The organism is Variovorax sp. GW460-12-1-14-LB1, from assembly GCF_059423605.1.
The window spans coordinates 37168-54654 of the sequence record NZ_JBWKYF010000046.1 but is presented as its reverse complement, the minus strand read 5'-3'; the positions used below and the strand labels follow the sequence as shown (position 1 = coordinate 54654).

23 protein-coding genes and 1 pseudogene are annotated in these 17487 nt (G+C 61.1%); 16 read left to right on the top strand and 8 right to left on the bottom strand.

Annotation, left to right across the window (positions count from 1 at the left end; translation table 11 throughout):
• The first annotated feature begins 29 nt into the window (after positions 1-29).
• Positions 30-500: an NUDIX domain-containing protein gene (locus AC07Y4_RS21835; RefSeq protein ID WP_495275077.1), complete on the top strand. Its 471-nt coding sequence runs from the start codon at positions 30-32 to the stop codon at positions 498-500.
• On the opposite strand, the gene AC07Y4_RS21830 is transcribed toward AC07Y4_RS21835, so the two are convergent.
• From AC07Y4_RS21830 to AC07Y4_RS21815, 4 genes are all read right to left on the bottom strand, one after another.
• Positions 497-1150 carry a DUF7002 family protein gene (locus tag AC07Y4_RS21830; RefSeq protein ID WP_495275074.1) on the bottom strand — a complete coding sequence of 218 codons (654 nt, stop codon included), beginning with the start codon at positions 1148-1150 and terminating at the stop codon, positions 497-499. The two genes, AC07Y4_RS21835 and AC07Y4_RS21830, sit on opposite strands and share 4 nt — an antisense overlap.
• Positions 1151-1162: 12 nt before the next feature.
• Positions 1163-2722: an adenylosuccinate synthetase gene (locus AC07Y4_RS21825; RefSeq protein WP_495275073.1), complete on the bottom strand. Its 1560-nt coding sequence runs from the start codon at positions 2720-2722 to the stop codon at positions 1163-1165.
• An 82-nt stretch (positions 2723-2804) separates the two neighbouring features.
• Positions 2805-4112 (bottom strand): ImmA/IrrE family metallo-endopeptidase, encoded by a 1308-nt coding sequence (locus AC07Y4_RS21820; RefSeq protein ID WP_495275072.1) that lies wholly within the window; start codon positions 4110-4112, stop codon positions 2805-2807.
• A 563-nt stretch (positions 4113-4675) separates the two neighbouring features.
• Positions 4676-5077, bottom strand: a complete 402-nt coding sequence (locus AC07Y4_RS21815; RefSeq protein WP_495275071.1) for a glycosyltransferase family protein — start codon at positions 5075-5077, stop codon at positions 4676-4678.
• A gap of 187 nt (positions 5078-5264) precedes the next feature.
• Between AC07Y4_RS21815 and AC07Y4_RS21810 the strand changes: the two are divergent.
• A pseudogene (locus AC07Y4_RS21810) lies at positions 5265-5558 on the top strand (DUF2958 domain-containing protein); the annotation flags it as partial.
• On the opposite strand, the gene AC07Y4_RS21805 reads toward AC07Y4_RS21810, so the two are convergent.
• Both AC07Y4_RS21805 and AC07Y4_RS21800 read right to left on the bottom strand, forming a co-directional pair.
• On the bottom strand, positions 5479-5970 hold the full coding sequence (locus tag AC07Y4_RS21805) for a hypothetical protein (protein ID WP_495275070.1): 492 nt from the start codon (positions 5968-5970) through the stop codon (positions 5479-5481). The pseudogene AC07Y4_RS21810 and the gene AC07Y4_RS21805 sit on opposite strands and share 80 nt — an antisense overlap.
• A 288-nt stretch (positions 5971-6258) precedes the next feature.
• Positions 6259-6633: a helix-turn-helix domain-containing protein gene (locus AC07Y4_RS21800; protein ID WP_495275069.1), complete on the bottom strand. Its 375-nt coding sequence runs from the start codon at positions 6631-6633 to the stop codon at positions 6259-6261.
• 167 nt (positions 6634-6800) lie between these two features.
• Between AC07Y4_RS21800 and AC07Y4_RS21795 the strand changes: the two genes are divergently transcribed.
• The 8 genes from AC07Y4_RS21795 (at position 6801) to AC07Y4_RS21760 (ending at position 13210) form a co-directional block, all read left to right on the top strand.
• The gene (locus AC07Y4_RS21795) at positions 6801-7214 is read left to right on the top strand and encodes a hypothetical protein (protein WP_495275068.1); all 414 of its coding nucleotides are present in this window, start codon (positions 6801-6803) and stop codon (positions 7212-7214) included.
• Positions 7215-7251: 37 nt separating this feature from the next.
• Positions 7252-8298 (top strand): toxin-antitoxin system YwqK family antitoxin, encoded by a 1047-nt coding sequence (locus AC07Y4_RS21790; protein WP_495275067.1) that lies wholly within the window; start codon positions 7252-7254, stop codon positions 8296-8298.
• Positions 8299-8488: 190 nt separating this feature from the next.
• Positions 8489-8650, top strand: coding sequence for a DUF2958 domain-containing protein (locus tag AC07Y4_RS21785; RefSeq protein WP_495275066.1), 162 nt, complete (start codon positions 8489-8491; stop codon positions 8648-8650).
• A gap of 638 nt (positions 8651-9288) precedes the next feature.
• Positions 9289-11151, top strand: coding sequence for a reverse transcriptase domain-containing protein (locus AC07Y4_RS21780; RefSeq protein WP_064274675.1), 1863 nt, complete (start codon positions 9289-9291; stop codon positions 11149-11151).
• Positions 11151-11438: a DUF2958 domain-containing protein gene (locus AC07Y4_RS21775; RefSeq protein ID WP_495275065.1), complete on the top strand. Its 288-nt coding sequence runs from the start codon at positions 11151-11153 to the stop codon at positions 11436-11438. Before AC07Y4_RS21780 ends, AC07Y4_RS21775 begins: the two co-directional genes overlap by 1 nt.
• 108 nt (positions 11439-11546) lie before the next feature.
• Positions 11547-11993: a hypothetical protein gene (locus AC07Y4_RS21770; RefSeq protein ID WP_495275064.1), complete on the top strand. Its 447-nt coding sequence runs from the start codon at positions 11547-11549 to the stop codon at positions 11991-11993.
• Positions 11994-12090: 97 nt separating this feature from the next.
• Positions 12091-12411, top strand: a complete 321-nt coding sequence (locus AC07Y4_RS21765) for a DUF932 domain-containing protein (RefSeq protein ID WP_495275063.1) — start codon at positions 12091-12093, stop codon at positions 12409-12411.
• Positions 12412-12526: 115 nt separating this feature from the next.
• Complete coding sequence (locus AC07Y4_RS21760; protein WP_495275062.1) at positions 12527-13210, top strand: YqaJ viral recombinase family nuclease; 684 nt, start codon at positions 12527-12529, stop codon at positions 13208-13210.
• 22 nt (positions 13211-13232) lie between these two features.
• On the opposite strand, the gene AC07Y4_RS21755 is transcribed toward AC07Y4_RS21760, so the two are convergent.
• Positions 13233-13466, bottom strand: a complete 234-nt coding sequence (locus tag AC07Y4_RS21755; protein WP_101493996.1) for a hypothetical protein — start codon at positions 13464-13466, stop codon at positions 13233-13235.
• Between the two features lie 251 nt (positions 13467-13717).
• Here AC07Y4_RS21755 and AC07Y4_RS21750 point away from each other — a divergent pair, with 251 nt between their 5' ends.
• The 6 genes from AC07Y4_RS21750 to AC07Y4_RS21725 all read left to right on the top strand — a co-directional run bounded on the left by AC07Y4_RS21750 (position 13718) and on the right by AC07Y4_RS21725 (position 16747).
• Positions 13718-14242 carry a hypothetical protein gene (locus AC07Y4_RS21750; RefSeq protein ID WP_495275061.1) on the top strand — a complete coding sequence of 175 codons (525 nt, stop codon included), beginning with the start codon at positions 13718-13720 and terminating at the stop codon, positions 14240-14242.
• Positions 14239-14553: a hypothetical protein gene (locus tag AC07Y4_RS21745; protein WP_101493993.1), complete on the top strand. Its 315-nt coding sequence runs from the start codon at positions 14239-14241 to the stop codon at positions 14551-14553. The genes AC07Y4_RS21750 and AC07Y4_RS21745 overlap by 4 nt, the downstream gene beginning before the upstream one ends.
• Positions 14550-14783 (top strand): hypothetical protein, encoded by a 234-nt coding sequence (locus AC07Y4_RS21740; protein ID WP_495275060.1) that lies wholly within the window; start codon positions 14550-14552, stop codon positions 14781-14783. The genes AC07Y4_RS21745 and AC07Y4_RS21740 overlap by 4 nt, the downstream gene beginning before the upstream one ends.
• Positions 14780-15010 carry a hypothetical protein gene (locus AC07Y4_RS21735; protein ID WP_495275059.1) on the top strand — a complete coding sequence of 77 codons (231 nt, stop codon included), beginning with the start codon at positions 14780-14782 and terminating at the stop codon, positions 15008-15010. The genes AC07Y4_RS21740 and AC07Y4_RS21735 overlap by 4 nt, the downstream gene beginning before the upstream one ends.
• Positions 15011-15144: 134 nt before the next feature.
• Positions 15145-15891: a DUF7227 family protein gene (locus AC07Y4_RS21730; RefSeq protein ID WP_495275058.1), complete on the top strand. Its 747-nt coding sequence runs from the start codon at positions 15145-15147 to the stop codon at positions 15889-15891.
• A 415-nt stretch (positions 15892-16306) separates the two neighbouring features.
• Positions 16307-16747 (top strand): helix-turn-helix domain-containing protein, encoded by a 441-nt coding sequence (locus AC07Y4_RS21725; RefSeq protein ID WP_495275076.1) that lies wholly within the window; start codon positions 16307-16309, stop codon positions 16745-16747.
• A gap of 174 nt (positions 16748-16921) precedes the next feature.
• On the opposite strand, the gene AC07Y4_RS21720 is transcribed toward AC07Y4_RS21725, so the two are convergent.
• A complete protein-coding gene (locus AC07Y4_RS21720) occupies positions 16922-17338 on the bottom strand; it encodes a MarR family winged helix-turn-helix transcriptional regulator (protein WP_495275057.1) in 417 nt (138 codons plus the stop codon).
• Positions 17339-17487 lie beyond the last annotated feature (149 nt).

The following is a 17487-nucleotide window of genomic DNA, read 5'->3' as shown; positions in this document are numbered from 1 at the left end:
GCCAAGTGCTCGACGTCTGAGCATCGCCGATCTGTTCAACCAGTCGACGTCAAGAGGGCCTTGAGGCCGCGCTTACTATCCATCACGCATTCTTGAAAAAGTGGTTGACGCCTGGTGGCCACTACGAAGGGCTTGGCAGTCTTTTTGAGTCGGCACTTCGGGAAGTTCGCGAGGAGACTGGACTTGCACAGGCGAGCGCTCATCGATGGACCCTGTTGAACGACATCCCGCTCGATATCGAAACCCTTGCAGTCCCCGCGCGACTCGAGAAGAGCGAGGGTGCCCACGCTCATCATGATTTTCTTTTTCTCGCGGTAGCGACGGAGTCAGTTGAACTCCAAGCTCAGCTCTCAGAGGTCCATGACGCGGCCTGGACGCCCGTCGCTGAGCTCAGAAAATCAACGGACCGTCGGGTTCGAATGCTCCATCAAAAACTCTTGGACATCGGCGTCATTCCCCGCGCAACGCCGGCGTCCTCCCGAGCCGAGCACTCGTCCTAAAGCTGAATCGTTCTGAGGACTTCCCGGCCCTTCATTCGACGGACCTGCGTGACGTACTTTGCGATGTCAGGAACACTGTAGTCCACAACGACTTCGACCACATCTTTGAGCGGTGCTCCTGAATGCTTTTTAGTGGGGTAGTCCTTGATGCGCTTGAAATCGTCCATTCCGCGAGGGTGTGGCATTGGAAACGTGTTGCCCGAGTTCATGCGGCATAGCCACACCTTTTCGCTATAAGCCTCTATCAACGCTTTTGCATCGATGGTGAGGACATCGTGCTCGAGCATCCTGTATTGCCGCGCGCCAAGCAAGCCGAGAAGCCGCTCTTGTCTAGCCCACATGAACACTCGGCCATTTAAGAACTTGTACCACTGCGCTGGAGTTGTCCCATCGATCAGCGCATCCTGCAAGCGCGATGGAAGCATGGGCTTCTGGTCGCGGATGAGTATCCCGCCAACAGTCGGCCCAACCAGCATTTTGTCTGGGCGATGCCCCTCTTCAAGACTCTGGCGTTCTGCGCCACTGACACTGAAGCGGTCCAAGACGGCCGTCGTGCTCAGCAGGCCACTGGCCTTGATGGAAGGCCATGTGTCTCTCTCCGCCATGTGATAGAGCGTTGGGTAATGCTCAACAAGGTCCTTGATTTCCATATGTGCTCCGCGCTACCACATGCGCCGGTCGATGATGTTTCGTTCGCTGAAATCCGTAGAGATAAGTGATACCGGCACGCCGCTCACCTTTTCCATCTCTTCGATGAACCGCAGGGTCTCCTCCGTCAGCTGCTCATATCTGAATGCCTTTCGGTTGGCCACGCCAAAGTAGTCCGCGAAAGTCAGAGCGATGTCGGTGCCGCCATTCAGCAGCAGAGAGCGCCGAAGTTGTGCCCAGTCGAACTCAGCCACGCGACGCCTTCGGCCAGAGACAGAGCCCACCTCCTTGTTGACCAAATTCTCTGGCGGAATGCCAGAGCGTCTGGCTATCTCTTCGAATGTGATTTCCTGGCTCATATAGCCCGATGTCCTGCCGTCGATTGAATCGCCGACCCGGATGGGATAGGTGCGGCAGACCGTCATGACGCGCCGGACATGTCGCGCGGCGAGACCAGCTTCCGCAAGACAGCCGGCCGCGGTGGTGGAGCGCGATGTGACGTGCGGGTAGTGGCCATGGTGAATGCTGAGCGATGTGCCCTGTGTACCTTCGAGCATGACTTTCTTGCCGCGGGATAGGCAGCTGGCAAAAAATTCGACCGTATCTCCAAGGTATCGCCTCAAGGCAGGCACGTCTCTGGCAAGCTGGACTTCGGAGTTGGGACGGCGGTACAGAATTTTGCGAGCAGTCGCGGCGCCTGTGCCCTGCGCCGTAGAACCGATCGCGCCTTTCAGAGTGCCGACTTCCCACTCAACGTCGGCGGCGTCGATGATCATTGCCTGCGGGTCAATCATGAGTTTGTCGTACGGCACGGCCAGTTCGCCGATCTCCCGAAGAAGAACATCGAGACCGATTACCGCGCCCGCGCCAATGACCAGCATCGCATCACGATTTCCCAGATAGCCTGAGGGAAGCTGGCGGAACGTGTAAGACCCGCTGTCGCCGCCGACGTATACCTGGTGACCCGCGTTGGGACCGCCTACGCGCACGAGAACGTCGTACTCAGGTGCGAGATAGTGGGCAATGTTGCCCTTGCCCTCGCTGCCATACTGGCCGCCGATGAGGATGTCAATATTGGGCTGAGCGATGACAGGGCGTGGCTGGAGGCGAGCGATCACGCGCGCGAACACGTCATCTGCGTTGCAGCGATCTGTGTCGATCACCACATCGGCAAGCTTGGCGAGGTCATTGACATGACGCTCGGACCATTTTGCAGAAAAATCTTGGTAAGAGCTGCCCTTGCTCTCGCGATCGAGCGACCGGTGGCGCTTCTCGAGAGCGGGTGTGCTGGCGTCCAGATGTACGTGCGTGACTGCCCAACCGCTTTGCCGCAGGAAGTGAACCTGCTGGGGAATGCGAACAGCATCGACCACCAAGAGGTCGAATTTCTCGTCGTTCATCAGTCGCCGATTCAATGCATCGGCGAGCCACCGGCCTCCAGTCGCGCGGTCGAGCCGCTGACCGGTACTTTGCAGGTGGCGACTGTCCCCATCCCTGCTTGTCGATTGCTCCTGAATAAGCTCCTTCGCTCTGATAAGCGTTGCGCCTGCCTTGCTTTGCAGTTGCGTCGCCAAAGCCGACTTTCCGGCACAGACCCTTCCTGACAAGACTACAGCTCTTGGTTTCATTGGCTCCTTGCTACTTGTCTACATGCACCTATCCCGGCCAGCGGTACACAGTTGTCGCAATCCCCTTGTCGACAAGCTCCTCGGCGATCAACTCTTTCACGATCTCCCAACTGGCGCCGCCATGGCCGGTCCCCACGCGCGGCATGTGAACTGATGCGCCGAGGTCTTCGGCAGCGCGTCGGACTTCGGTCAAGCACTTAGCCAGCGCTGCGTAACGAAGGCGCTGCGTAGGCGATGCTCCGATCCCTCGCTGCGCCACCATGTGGGCAACACAGATGTTGTCCGTCATCGCGCCAACAAAGACTTCACCCAGCTTCGGCACTCGATGGCGAGCTGTCGTTTCGGCTCTGAAGTCCGCCCAGACATCAGGAAATCGGCGTCGCAGTTGCGAAGCGAAGCCATTGCCTCCCCAAGCCGAGTTGGTGTCCGGAATGACATGTGCAATCAATTGAGGGCCAGTGCCCCTCGGCTTCAAAGCATCACCGTCGACTTCTAGAATTTCTGGTGCCTGATACTTGGTTCCCTCCGAAGCGATCAGAAGCCCGACAACTCGCGGCACAAGTCCGCCAGGGTAGGGTGCCAGCCCGACGCATTCCACACGAAGTGGCTTGCCAGGAACCCACTCTTCAGTGCCAATTGCGGTGAATCCAATCGCATTCGCCTCGGAAACCGCGCTGTCCTCGGGCACGCGCAGACCCACAGACACGGGGCAGTCGTAGCCCAGCGCTGGAATGATGTAGTCAACCTTGTAGCCGCCCTCATGAGCCGACGCGCAGAACGCTGCACAAGGTGTTCTTGCCAGCTTGATGAGGCGGATCAGGCATGCCTCAACCGAGACGTCGTACTGCTTGCGAAGCTCCATGACCTTATGGATCGACAAGCGTTGGTTTGCGAGCTGAGTAAAGCTGCCAGAGGGCATCAGAAGCTCAGCGGCACCAATGTTGCAGAGGACTTCCAACTGCCAGTTGTCGGGTGATGCAGCGGGATCTCCGCCTCGATGGCGAATTTGATCGGCACAGTCACTGAACAGCGTGTGGGCAATCTCGTGGGCGATCGAGAAGCGAAGCCTGCCGCGCGGCCTTGTCGGGTTGTACTCGAGGACCATTTTGCCGTCGGCAGCGGGCAAAAGGCGTGCGTCGGCAATGTCACCTCGAGCTTCAATATTGAGGCCCAAGCGTTGCGCGAGAATCAAAGGATCAAAAGGTGGTCCGGTCCATCCCTCGTCCATGGCCTGAAGAGAAAGCGCGCGCGCTTGGCCCTCCATCGTAGTGACAGGGTCGGCGCCGCCAGCAAATTTAAGTACGGACTGATTAGTCCACTTGTAGTTCCGCAGCATCAAAAAAATATGGGTTGTCCGGTGACCGCCCAGTGCGTGGGACGGCAGAGGTTGTGTCGGTTCGATTGAAGCATACGTCAGTCAGGCTGCCCTCACCAGTGGAGCAAACCGACGACCGTCTTACGTTGAATCCATACGCGTTCCCGGTCGTCAGCTGCGAGCATCAGACTGACCATTCGTGGGGCAGACGTGCACACGAAGAAGCGCTAGAACACGATCTTTGCTACATCTTCCGTTAGACCGATGGCTTGGAACGCACAAGTACGCTGACCTAGCAAAGCGTTGGCACGCAATGCTGAGAAAACGGTAGAAGTTCAGCCTGTCGTCTGTCGTCGCGTGAGGGCAGGCGGCCGACGTCGCACCGCTACGAAACGCGATACGATGATAAGGCCAAGCCGCGCAGAGGGTCTGCGGTCATGCCGCTGCTTCGACGTTGCGTCTTTTCATGGCGTCGGCGTCAGGTTCAGCAGCTCTTCCTTTCTGTTCCGGCATGGACCGGCGCGAGGCGTTCGCGTGTATGGACGACGATGAGGGCGTCCGCGTCCGTCAACGGCACCCGCACTTCAAATCCGCTTGAGCACATCGCGCAGGTGCTTCTGCATGTCGTCGCCGTTGCGTGCCACCAGATGGTCATGTCCCGGCGCGAACAGACCCTCGGCATCCTCCCACGGTCCGCTGACCAGCGGGATGCCGCAGGCGAGCGCCTCGAACATGCGCATTGTGGGAGCGCCCGGCAGGGCATTCGCGAACGGCTGGCGTGGCACATGGGCCGTTACCGCATGGCGCGCGAACACGGTGGGCATCTTAAAGTTGGGCAGCCATCCGGCGAAGTCGGCGCCCGCCGAATCAACGCGAAAGAGCGCGCGATCGGAGTGTCGCAGCGGCAAACGCCCTGGCTGATGCCACCGTCCCCATCTTCCAACCCCTCTCTCAAGCCGCCTTCGGGCGGCTTTTCGCTTCCGCATCCTTGTCTCGCCCAGCCATTCGCCCGGCCGTCTGGCCGGGCGCTATGCCGCCTGCTCATCGGCGCTGCGCGGCCTGACCCCTTCCCAGACACCAGCTTGCCCAACCTCATTCGGGCAAAGATTCTTGGAGACCCTCATGGAACTCATCACTCCAGAACTGCGCCAACTGTAGCTCGCCAACGGCGCGGCCTTGCGCGACAACCCTCACTTCGATCCGCGTCCGGTGGTCAAGTGGTTCAACCCTTGTGGCGCCGCGACCTGGCTCATCGGGACCGACACATCTACTGAGCAGCTTTCCGAGGCCCTCCCGACGGCTCATGGACTGTGGCGTGTACCGATTTCACGGCGGGTGAAACGACCATCCGCTCCTTCGAGAGTCGCACGGTTCTGGCCACCTTGCTCTAGTTCTCGCTTCTCGCGTTCAGCGCCTTGCGCTCAAGAGTCCTACGTGCTGCTCGACACTCTTCAACCATTGTCATGAGGCGCCATTGGGAAATTATCACGAGGACGAGCATTGCGATCTGCATCACAGCAGAGAATGCTGGCCCTGTAGGTTTGCTAGAGCCGAAAAAGTGCGCCATCGGTGAGGCGTCTGGAAAGTGCTTCACCAAGAGTTGGTAGGCCGGAAATGCAAGCGCCGTCGTGGCCACCATCAAGAAGTACAGAAATAGGAAGACGACCCTTACATGTCCGGCAACGAGTAACGCCGGGTCGTGCGTCATGATCCAAATTCGCTGCTGACTCTCTTCGTGCATCTTGATGAGACGCTTTTTGGCGAACACCGAGACAGCTGACATTGATCTGCGAATGAGGGCTCGTCCATGATTGACGACCAGTCCAACGATCACCGCCACAAAAACCGTACTGAACCACCACTCAGGTGTGGTGATCATCTTTGAGATTCCATCCACCGAATCGTTCTCCTACAAGTATTGCTGTTGAGATTCTCGATGATTGATCGCAACGCTCCGGCCCTACGGCGATTGAAATTCCCACCATTTCAGAAGCCCAACTTTCACGGTCGCCGGCAAGAAGGAGAGTGCGGCGATCAGCACCGTAGCAGGAGGGCGGGGAGGCTGGCGATGCAGCGCCGGACGAGGCCTGATGCTGGAAATCTTGCCGAATTCCTGGAATCCAGAAAATTTCAGACCTATATGACTGAGGTGAGCACGTAGGAGAGCTCAGCTCTTCCGTGTTGGCTTGCGCGCGGGCATCGCAGTCTTGTTCAGGACCGCTTGGTTCTTTCTCCGCAGCAACCCGCCTTCCGACGTGGGGGCGTTTGTGGCAACGATCCCATCGAAAAGCGCAGGCAGCGTCGTTCCCAAGCTGTAGCAAAGCGTCGCCAAGGTCATCAGAGAGGGGTTGATGTAGCCCCCTTCGAGCTTGGAGATCCGCGACCGCTCAACCTCGGCGTCGAAAGCCAGTGCGACTTGGGTCTTGCCGGCGGCAAGTCTGAGTTTCTTCAGGTTTTTCCCGAGCGCCAGTGTTACTGCATTGGGCAGTGTGCCGACCGTTGGTTCTGGCGGGGGCGGTGCTTTTCGACTGGCATTTCTCATTGCCGCTGAGGGTCAAGAAATGTGCACCTCAGGGAAACGTCTTAAACGGCACATGTGAGAAAATGTGTTCTATAAGACATATTTCTCGGCATCGAGAGCGAGGCCCATTGCAAGTCGGCAAGCAGGCGGCGCCAAACCCAACCCGATTCAACACAAGGAGATGTCAGATGACCAACTTCGTCCACTGCCGCGGCTGCGGCCACCAGATCCACGAAACCGCCCCGACGTGCCCCAAATGCGGCGCGCCTCAAGCTGTGGCACCGCAGCTTGCATCCACCACCCATGCACCATTGGCTGGAGCTCCTGGTCCCTACGGCTCGATCCCCTGGTTCCGCCAGCGCTGGGCCTTGGTCTGCATGTTCCTGGTCTTCGCTCCAGCAGCCGTGGTCGTCGCCTGGAGCGGCGAGATCTACTACTTGGCGGGCACAGCCATCAAGACCTTCCCGAAGAGCGCCAAGATCATCATGACGGTGATCACCGCACTGCTGCTGATCGCCCTGGCGGGCGATGACGAGGCCTTCCAAGGCTTTGCCGGCATGACTCTCATCGGTGGCGCCATCGGCTTGTCGATCCGTAAGTGAGCCGAGCGGTCAACCACTTCTTTCCTTTCCATACCCCATGAAAACCATCATCAAGGCGCTTCTCACGCCGTGCATGTCCGTGGCCTCCGCACTCCTGCTGGCCGGCTGCGGCCCCTCGACCTTGGATTTCCGTAACGCCGAGGTCGTCAACGGCAAGATCTTCCGGGCTGGTGCCGACAAGCCGTACTCTGGTCATCTCACCAACGCACCCGCACGTGCGGCGATCGTCGGCCGCAAGGACTATGCGGCGTACCAACAGGTTCTCTCCAACGTCTACACATCCTTGGGCATTCAGGCTGGCATCTACACTGGTGCTGCCGTCTGCGACGTCGATGTCGATCAAGGTGTTCTGGATGGCAAGGCAGTCTGCCGCGCCACTGCGGATCAACTGCTGTCCGACGAGATGAGTTTTGACAAGGGAGCGCTGGATGGACGCATCAAGACCTACTTTCCTCGCAACGGCGGCAAGCTCGCAGCAGAAGCGCAGTTCGACAACGGCGTCTTGGATGGCGACATGACGATGTACGGGCCCGAGTCGGGGCGCAAGATCCTGCTGGTGAGTTTCAAGCAGGGGAGGGTGCACGGCAAACAGGAAATCGTCGACGACGAGACCGGCAAGCTGGTCTTCCGCGCCACGTACTCCAAGGGCCTGGTCGACGGCGAGCTCGTACGCTATTCGCGCGGAACCGACCGGCTGGAGTATCGCGTCAGGATGGTCGACGGGGTCAAGGATGGCATCGAGGAAAACTACGACGTCTTCTCCGGCAAGCTCAGCGATCGCCGCGGATGGAAGATGGGCAAGCTGCACGGCGACGTTATCGCTGCGACCCAGGACAGCGACAGGAACACAACGGACGAGCTCAAGGTCGTGGCCAGGTACGACAACGGCGTGGAGGTGCCGCTGGCGCCGACAGCGACGCCGACGGTGATGGTTGTGCCGCCAGGCGCTGCCTCCAATGTGCAGGGCTGCGTGGATACGCAGATCGTCGCCTTCCGCGTTCAGCACGGTGAGGATGAAGTGATTACCGCCGATCAGCTCGGTGAATGGGAGGCCGAGTGCCGCGGCGGTAAACGCCCGGGCTGAAGCAGCTTTTTCTCTTCGATCCTCCAACCCTCCTCAAGCCGCCTTCGGGCGGCTTTTTCGTTTCCGGGTCCCCCGTTTCGCCCGGCCGTTTGGCCGGGCGCTATGCCGCCTGCTCACCTGGGCAGTGTGGCCAGACCCTTCCCATACACCAGATTACCCGCACCGCTCGGGCAAAGACTTGGAGTCTTCCATGGAACTCATCACCCCTGAGCTGCGCGAACGGTTGTTGGCCAACGGCGAAGCCTCGCGCGACAACCCTCGCTTCGATCCGCATCCCGTGGTCAAGTGGTTCAACCCCTGCGGTGCCGCCACCTGGCTCATCACCGTGCGCCGTATCGGCGCTGTTGTTTAGCGCGGGCTCAGGCCGCTCGGAAAACCGGAGAACCATCCGATGCCCACTCGACTTACCTTGGCCAGTAATGGCTGTAACCGGGAAACCGGCAGGGGACCACAGCATGTCGAGAGCAAGGCCCCCAGGGACCGAAACCGTTGTAGGTTGGCCAGGGGTCAGGGCAAGACGTGCAAGGCGAATGCTGAATTGCGTGAATCCCAGGCCAGGGACTTGAGCCAGGTCTTGACGCATCAACGGTTGAAGCGTCACTGCCGCGTGGAAGGCGGGCACCAGCCGGTGCTGCCCTCCGAAGGAAGATGCCGATCAGTGATAGGCAGCTTCGATCCGGTCACGCGGACCACCCCGCATCGCGGGGCCAATGGCCGAACGGGGCGCCTAACCACGTCCGATCTGAACGACAGCGTAAATGCGGGATCGCCTAAATGGGTTGGCTTTGCCTGTCCCACATGGCGACGGAGCCACCATATTAGCCAAACGCCCGGGGTAATGCCCGGGACAGCCGCTCTCGGGCGGACGGTCATGCGTGAAACCGCACGGGCAACCGTGAGGGGAATCGCCGCTGGCCGGGTGAAGGGTGGCGTACTTGCGGAGGCTTGTTCCTTCATGACGGCGCGGGGCTCGTCCCCACGGAGACGCTGATGCGATCCGAAGTCGTGGAGAAGCGGCTTGCCTCAATCCCTGCCTTGTCGCGTCAAGGCAAGCGGATCAACGGACTGTTCCGCCTCCTGGCCTGTCCCTTCATTTGGGAGCGGGCCTACGAGGATATCGCCCCTAACCAAGGCGCACTGACGCCTGGCGTTGATCCCGCCAACACTCTCGACGGCTTCTCGCTGGAGAGGGTTCAGCAGATCATCGGCCGGGTGATGGATGGTTCGTACCGTTTTGCCCCAGCGCGCAGGCAGTACATCCCCAAGCCTGACGGTCGGAAACGACCGCTGGGCATCCCCACGGCAGACGACAAGCTCGTGCAAGCTGCGGTCAAGATCGTGCTCGAGTCCATCTACGAGCCGGTCTTCTCCGCGCGATCACACGGGTTCCGCAAAGGGCGATCCTGTCACAGCGCGCTGGATCAAATCCGGTACGGCTGGAGCGGGACAAAATGGCTGGTCGAGTTCGATGTGTCGGGTTTCTTCGACAACGTTGATCACGACATCCTCCTGGAGTTGCTGCGCAAACGCATTGACGACGATCAGCTCATAAGGCTCATCGGGCGCATGCTGAAGTCTGGCTACATGGAGGACTGGACGTTCCACCGAACGTTCAGTGGCACGCCCCAAGGCGGTGTGATCTCGCCGATCCTTGCCAACATCTATCTCCATGAACTCGATGAGTACATGGAAGCGAAGAAAGCAGGATTCGATCAGGGCAAGCGGCGCCGGACCAATCCGGCCTGGGACGCTCTGAAAAAGCAGATCCAAAATCGGCGCCGGAAGATCGAACGCAGAAAGGCGCGGGGCGACGAAACGGAAGTCCCGCAACTGATGGCAGAGATCGGGGAGCTAGAGCGCCAGCGCAAGAAGGTGCCTTACTCGGACTGGTTCGACCCAGGATTCCGCCGGCTTGTGTATTGCCGCTATGCCGATGACTTCCTCATCGGCGTGATTGGCAGCAAGGATGACGCCAAAGCCATCATGCAGGAGGTTCAGGAATTCCTGGGCCATCGGCTGCGGCTGGAAACGTCGCCGAGCAAGACCGGCATCCGCAAGGCCAGCCAGGGGGCATCCTTCCTCGGCTACAGCGTGAAGACATATACGCACCATCGGCACCACCGCTACAAGCGGCCAGGTCAGAGCACCACGCTCGCCAAGGTGGCCAGTGATCGCGTGCAGCTTCACGCACCCGTCGAACGACTGGCGCGCTTCGCCGAACGCAACCGTCTCGGTTCGTATTACGCGAACAGGGGCACGATGCGGCCGGAGTGGTGTAACCACTCCGACGTGGAGATCATCATGCGGTTCAACGCGCTGATGCGAGGCTTGGCCGAGTACTACAAGCTCGGAACAAGCTGGCGCCGGGAGATCAGCCGCCTCCACCATGTGTGGTGGCGCAGCCTGATCAATACCCTGGGACGCAAGCACAAGTGCTCGGCCGCGAAGGTCTGCCACATGCTTCGGCAGGGGAATGGAGACCAAGGGCTGTGGTACGACAGCCGCCAGGGCAAGCGCTTGATGCGCGTGTTCGCCTTGAAGCACATCGACGATGGGCCCGTGCAGCGCATGGACCTTGATCGCATGCCCGGCATTCTCGGCAATCCTCGAACGGACGTCATCGACCGTTTGAAGGCCGGGGTATGTGAAGCATGTGGTGCTGTCGGTGTGCCGCTGGAGGTGCATCATGCCAAGCGCCTGGATGACGTGAAGCACAGGAGCTTGCAGGTTCGCGTCAAAGCGGCCCGCACGCGCAAGAGGGTTGTCCTCTGCCGAGCCTGTCATCACGCGCATCACGAAGGGCGGCTCGAAGCCAGGCTCAACAGTCTGGATGCAAGTGCAGGAGCCGGATGATGGGAAACTATCAAGTCCGGTTCCGTGGGAGGGGTAGAGGGCAATCCCTCCGGGAACCCTCGCCTCTACCCGACGAGCTGGACCCCAATGATGAAGACACCGCCTATGGGCTCGGCGATCTTGGCACGGGCACCCCTGAACTTGGCCACGTGTCGGTGCGCGAACTGATGTCGATCCGGTTGATGCGCGGCACCCCGGGCATCGAGCGTGACCTGCATTGGAAGGCGAACAAGCCTCTGAGCGCGTACGCGCGCCTGGCGCGGCTCGCAGGTCGCATCGTCGACTGAGATTTCCCTGCCCCAGAACAGCCCGGCACGACCTCGCGGTCGGCCGGGCTTTTTGTCGTCTGTGTTGCGGCTTCACTTCCACCCACTTGCTTCAAAGGATCTTTCCCCTTGTCTTACGTTCAATGTCCCCAGTGCGGCTCGGACCGCATCGAAACCCGAGACGTCGCCCAGCGCACAGGCGGCACCCTGGGCGGTCTCGCTGGCGCGGCCGGCGGCATCGCAGGCGCGCTGCGTGGCGGCCGCGCCGGCTTCACCCTCGGCATGGCCGCAGGTCCCATCGGCGGAAGCGTCGGCACGGTGATTGGTGTCGTCCTCGGCGGCCTGGGCGGCGGTGCCCTCGGCACCGAGGTCGGCGCTATCTTCGGCCGTGTTGTCGACGATCGTGTCTTGAACAACTGCCGCTGCATGAGCTGTGGCCACAGCTTCAGCGGCCGGCGCGGTGCGTCCGAGCCTTCGTTTTCACCATCGCCCCCGATGTCTTCGGAACCGTCCGGCATGGGACCCGAGCATGCGGGCTTCGATGACGATCACGATCCGGATCTCGATCAACTCTGATCCGCGCGCCCGCGCAGCCATGCCGTCTTCACCGCGGCATTGGCCATTGCCTTCTTCCTGAGCCTTCGGCTCGCGTTCTCTTCCCCCTCACACACGCATGCGCCCCGGCGCATCTCCTGCGACTTCATCCGCAGAGGCTTCGTCGCGCGTCTTCTACCCAAGCACCCTATGGCACATCTCATCGAAACAATGGCCTTCACCGGCGACACTCCCTGGCACCTACTCGGCCAGGGGACGAGGCGCCGAACTTGCAGCCGCGAAGGGCACGGTGTGGGGCCTGCTCAACGCCGTGACCGAGTTCGTCGACCACGAACGCCGGGCCCGCAGCCCTGAATACCGGCTCGACAGCGCCTGGTTCGGCCAGGGCGCGGCGATCAAGCAACGCGCCCTTGACCACGCACTTCAACTCACGTCCTGAAGCCCTCTAGCAGGGGTCGCTTTTACCCCCCCGTCCCCCCAAAAAGAAGCCTCTCTCCTTCGCAGGAGAGGGGCTTTTTGCCGGACGGACATCAGAACCTCCCAAGGAGAAAAACATGGTGAATACACGTGCGCAGCGTCTGAGAACACCGCGTTCGACGGCCCGCCCGCTGCTCCAGTTGGTCGAGTCTCCGCCGACGTGCGAGCTCGGCTGTGATCATGGGCCTGGCCTGCATGAGGCCGGCCTTGGCAACCTCGACGCCGCCGCGGCCCTCGGCCAGGATCCCTTCAAGTCCCAGGTCCGCCTCTGGATGGAAAAGACCGGCCGGCAGGACCTGCTACACCCCGTGCGACTGGATAACGACAGCAGCGCGTACTGGAGCCGGTTGCTCGAGCCGATCGTGGCGGCCCACTACACGATGCGGACCGGGCGCAAGGTCCGGTGCGTCAACACCACGCGGCGGCATCCAGAACATCCCTGGATGTCCGCCACCGTCGTTCGCGAAGTCGTCGGATCCTCCGAGGTCCAACTGCTTGAGTGTTTGTCGGTCGGCATGCAGAAGGCCCCTGTGTGGGCCTTGGGCGTTCCCGAGTACATCCGGCTTCGGGTCCTGCATCAACTCGCCGTTACGGGCGCGCAGGCCGCTGATGTGGTTGTGCTGCTAGGCGGTCAGGACCTGCAGGTCTACCGCATCGAGCGCCACGAGTTCGAGATCGCGCGGCTCATCCGGCAGGAGCGGGCTTTCTGGCGACATGTCGAGCGCGACCAGGCGCCTCCCCCATCGGACGGCGACGGATGAGTGCAGCGAGCGCCCCGCGACGTCAGCGTGCCCGTCCAAACGGCCACCAGCGACGGCGCCGCGCGGTCCTCGCCTCGAGCGGCCGCAGGTCCAGGGTGTCGTAGTTCGTGAGCGGCGCACCGGCACGCCGACGCAATTCCGTCTCGAGTTCGTGCGCGATACCACGGGCGTGAAGGTCTCCCGCAAGGGCCTTCCTGCGCCACTCGGTCGCCATCGTGCTCAGCACCTCGTCGGGCAGCTCCTGCTGTGTCGTCATGCCGAGATTGTGCCGTCGGACCTTGCTGCCGGAGGACCATCTGCGCGTGCAGGAGGGCACTGTGGCTCTTTCCTCTCTTTCCCGCTCTTTTCTTCTTCACCAGCCCGCCTTGCGCGGGCTTTTTGACGTCCAACCGATGCATCACCTTCTCTCTCACTCCATCTTCCCGCTCCAGGGCGTCTTCCCTCGACCTCGCGATCTGAGCGGAACTGATTTCGGGCTGGTGCCTGTGTCCGACGCGAAGGCCTGACATGGGCACCATCGTCTACCGCGCTACCAAGGACCAGGCCGTCCATGACGAGTTGGCCAGCGTTGGCTCCCATGGCACGGTGCTGGCGTACCGCGTGATCGGCAACCGGTTGTGGTTCCTGGCCCAGACCCGCACCGGAGACAACGCCGGACGCAAGTGGATCGGCCTCACGCTCATCGATTGCCGGTATGGCGAGGCGGCCGTCAAGAGCATGGACGAGACCGTCGGACCTTGCTACTACGACTGCCCGCTCGCTTTCCTCGAGCATGCGGATGCGCCCATGGGCACGTATGCCGGCGCCTGGCGCGAGCAAGTGCGTGCCTTCCACGCGAACCGGATGGCCAGGCGGGCGGTGATCCGGCCCGGCTTGCGTGTCGCGTACGGCGACCACACCTATGTGCTGCGCCGCAGCCTCGGACGGCGGGGCTGGGACGTCGCGCGCGAGAGCGACGGTCTCGTCTTCCGCCTCAAATCCCGACAACTTGGCCGCGCCACGGTGCTGCCCTCTCTGGAATTCCGACCATGAACAACGATTTCCAGCGGCACGAGACGGTGCCGCCCTACACCCGAAACCTCGCGGCGACCGACCAGCTCAAGTGGTCGGCCGAGTTCGAGGTGCCCGCGATCGGCGCCGACATTCTGATTCGCATCAACAACATCGGCCGCGCCAAGGTTGTGGGCTACGCCACGCTGGACGGCTACCTCGGCGTGATGTCCATGCCCCACGAACCGCCGCCCTGGTGGGTGCGCCAGAACGGACCGCCCAGCCTCGAGAATTCAGCGCTAGCCTTTGGCGCTGAGATCTCTCCTGTCACATCGAAGGAGAAGGTGCCATGAGCGGCCTGTCCCTCGTGTTCACGGCGAGCATCGATGTCTTCGACGAAGAAGCCTTGCGCCGTGCAGCCTGCGCGCAGGCGTCCAAGGAAGGGCTCACCGAAGAGGGCTGGGCGTCCCTGCGCCAAGGCATTGCGAGCGACCTGATCATGCTGCTCGATCCGGGCGCGATCCCCGGTGCAGGCTTCGAAATCCGGCACTCTGTGTGCGAAGCAGATGGCGGTGGCGCATGAAGCGACCGCTACCTCCGACCAACGTCGAGTTCGTCACGGACCTGATGGAGTTCAGCGCCCATGGGGCGTTGATCCAGGCCTTCGTGCTGCAGGCATTGACGTACTACGCGCAGAAGGTGGCTGCAGCGGATCCCGAAGCGCTGGATACCGGAATGGTCAGCGGCCATGCCTGGCACGGCTGTGCCCTCGAAATCCAACTAAAGCTCGAACAGCGCTTCGGTAGCTAGGCCCTTCGTTCCTTCTTGGGCTCCGCGAGCCCGAGCCACCCCTTCCACCCCGCAGGCCCGGACTTCTTCTCGAGCCCATGCAGTGGGCAGGCGAGGGCGGTGCGCTGCGGCATTGATTCTCAAAGGAGAGCACCTTGGTCACCACGATCTCACGAGGTGGTCTGGCGCTGCGCGCTGCGTCGACTGCACCCGCCGAACCATTCACTTATCACTTCACCCGCATCAGCCGCAATGCGAAGACCGGGCCCATGGCGGTCACGACGACGAGCGCGAACACATGTCCTCCGAACTGTGGCCTGCGGCGCAACGGCTGCTATGCCGAGAGCGGGCCGCTGGCGATTCACTGGAGAGCCGTCTCGGAAGGCTTGCGCGGCTCGACCTTCGACGAATTGCTGCAGGAGATCAGCACGCTGCGTCGCCGTGCGTTGTGGCGCCACAACCAGGCAGGGGATCTGACACCATCCTCGCCGGGTGTGATCGATGCTGGGTTGCTTCTCAGGCTCGCGAGGGCGAACAGAGGGCTGCGCGGCTTTACCTACACCCACTACCCGCCCACGCCAACGAACGGCGCAGCCATTCAGCAGGCGAATCAACTCGGCTTCACGGTCAACCTGAGCGCGCAGACGCTGGCTCAGGCCGACAGCCATGCCAGCCTAGGGATCGCACCCGTCGTCGTCGTTCTGCCGCAGGGAACCACCAAGCCTGTGCGCACGCCAGCAGGCCGTCAGGTCTCCGTGTGCCCAGCAAGCCTGGGCAACATTGACTGCCTGAATTGCGGCATCTGTCAGCAGCGTGATCGCTCCGTCATCATGGGTTTCCCAGCCCATAGAGTAGGGGCCAAGCGCGTGGAGGCGATCTTCCTCGAGGAGACACTCCGGTGAGGCAAGTCGATGAGACACGAGCCTCAAGCGCACAGTCTCAAGAAGCGGAGATCTTGTTCGACGAAGAATTCCTTAGCCAGGTGGACCGTGCAATGCTTGCATGCAGGCAAGCTGATCCCTATCGCTTGGAAGAGGTGCGGCGGGCTGTGGAGGCTGAGAGTCAGGTCGCCAACTTGACGAACGCATACGGGATTGATCGGCGAAGCGATCGTGGCCGCTAGGAAATCGGTTGAGAGAAAGTCCGGGCACTCCTTCACGAATTCGTTTCGTGAAGGAGTGCCCAGACCGTCAGTAGCGATTTCTTTTTTTGAGGTTTTCTTATCGTCTTAGAGCGCAAGAGCCCATGGCTCAGAAGGCGCTCGAAGAGCTCATCTTGGCCAACTGCCAACTAACTAAAAAACGGCACAATGCGCTCATGCCAAATATCGCCTCAATTCTGAAAGCCGAAATCTCCCGCGTAGCTCGCAAAGAAGTGCGAGCTGAGATCGAAACGCTGAAGAAAGCATCCGTCGCACATCGGTCGTCCATTGCCGACCTGCGCCGTCAAGTGAGTGCGCTGGAAAAGGAGCTGCGCCGCGTCGCGAAGGGCGCGGTACGTTCTTCCGCAGCTCCTGCTTCGGGTGATGATGCAGGCGAGGTGACGAAGCGTCGCTTCAGTGCTTCCAGGTTAGCGGCACATCGCGCAAAGCTTGGTCTATCTGCTGCGAGCTACGGACAGCTGGTTGGTGTGTCCGGACAAACGATCTATCACTGGGAACAAGGCAAGGCGCGGCCGCGGGCCGCGCAACTCGAGAATCTTGCTGGGGTGCGAGAGCTCGGTGCTCGCGAAATTGCGGAGCGTCTCTCCACGCGATAGCGCCGAATCTCTGCCGGAGCAGCGCTGCGGTATTCGGATCTGCGCGATCCGATCGCCGGTGCGTCGAAAGAGCTGCCGGTTTGCAGCAAGACGCCGGAGCGAGTAACGATACAGTCGTGTTGACCGCTGCCGAAAATTGACCTTTGGGTCCGCCTAGGTTTTTCGACCGTCAGCCTAGTCCTCGATACGACTTGCCAGTCGCACGACCTCCGCCAACTCGGAAAGCTGCCCGGCGTGCTGCGCTGCTAGGCGCGCCAGTTTCTTGCGGCCAAGGGCGAGCAAATGCACCTCAACTTGCCGGCGATCAACAAGGCTTGGTTTTCGTTTCACGAGTCCCGCTTCCTCGCACCTTGAAACCAGGGCGACCACGCCATGTGGTTGAGCTTGCAGACGTTCGGCGAGTTCCCCGATAGTGGCCCATTGGCGATCGGGAAATCCCTGCGTGTGCAGCATCAGCTGGTACTGAAGCACTGTGATGCCCTCGACGCGCGCGGCATCTTCGCTGAATCGCAAGAAGCTGCGCAGCCTGAAACGAAATTCCGACAGTGCTTCGAAGCGCTGTTTCTCTATGGTGCCTTGGTCGTCCGACATGACATTTCTTGGAAGTAGCCGCCGAATGTATCAGCCATCTTCGAAAGGGTAGGGTTATTACTCACAAGGTGACATAGTTAATGTCATACCATGACATATCTGAGCAGAGGCTGACCAAATGCGGTCGCATAGCCGCTTTTCACCTCGGC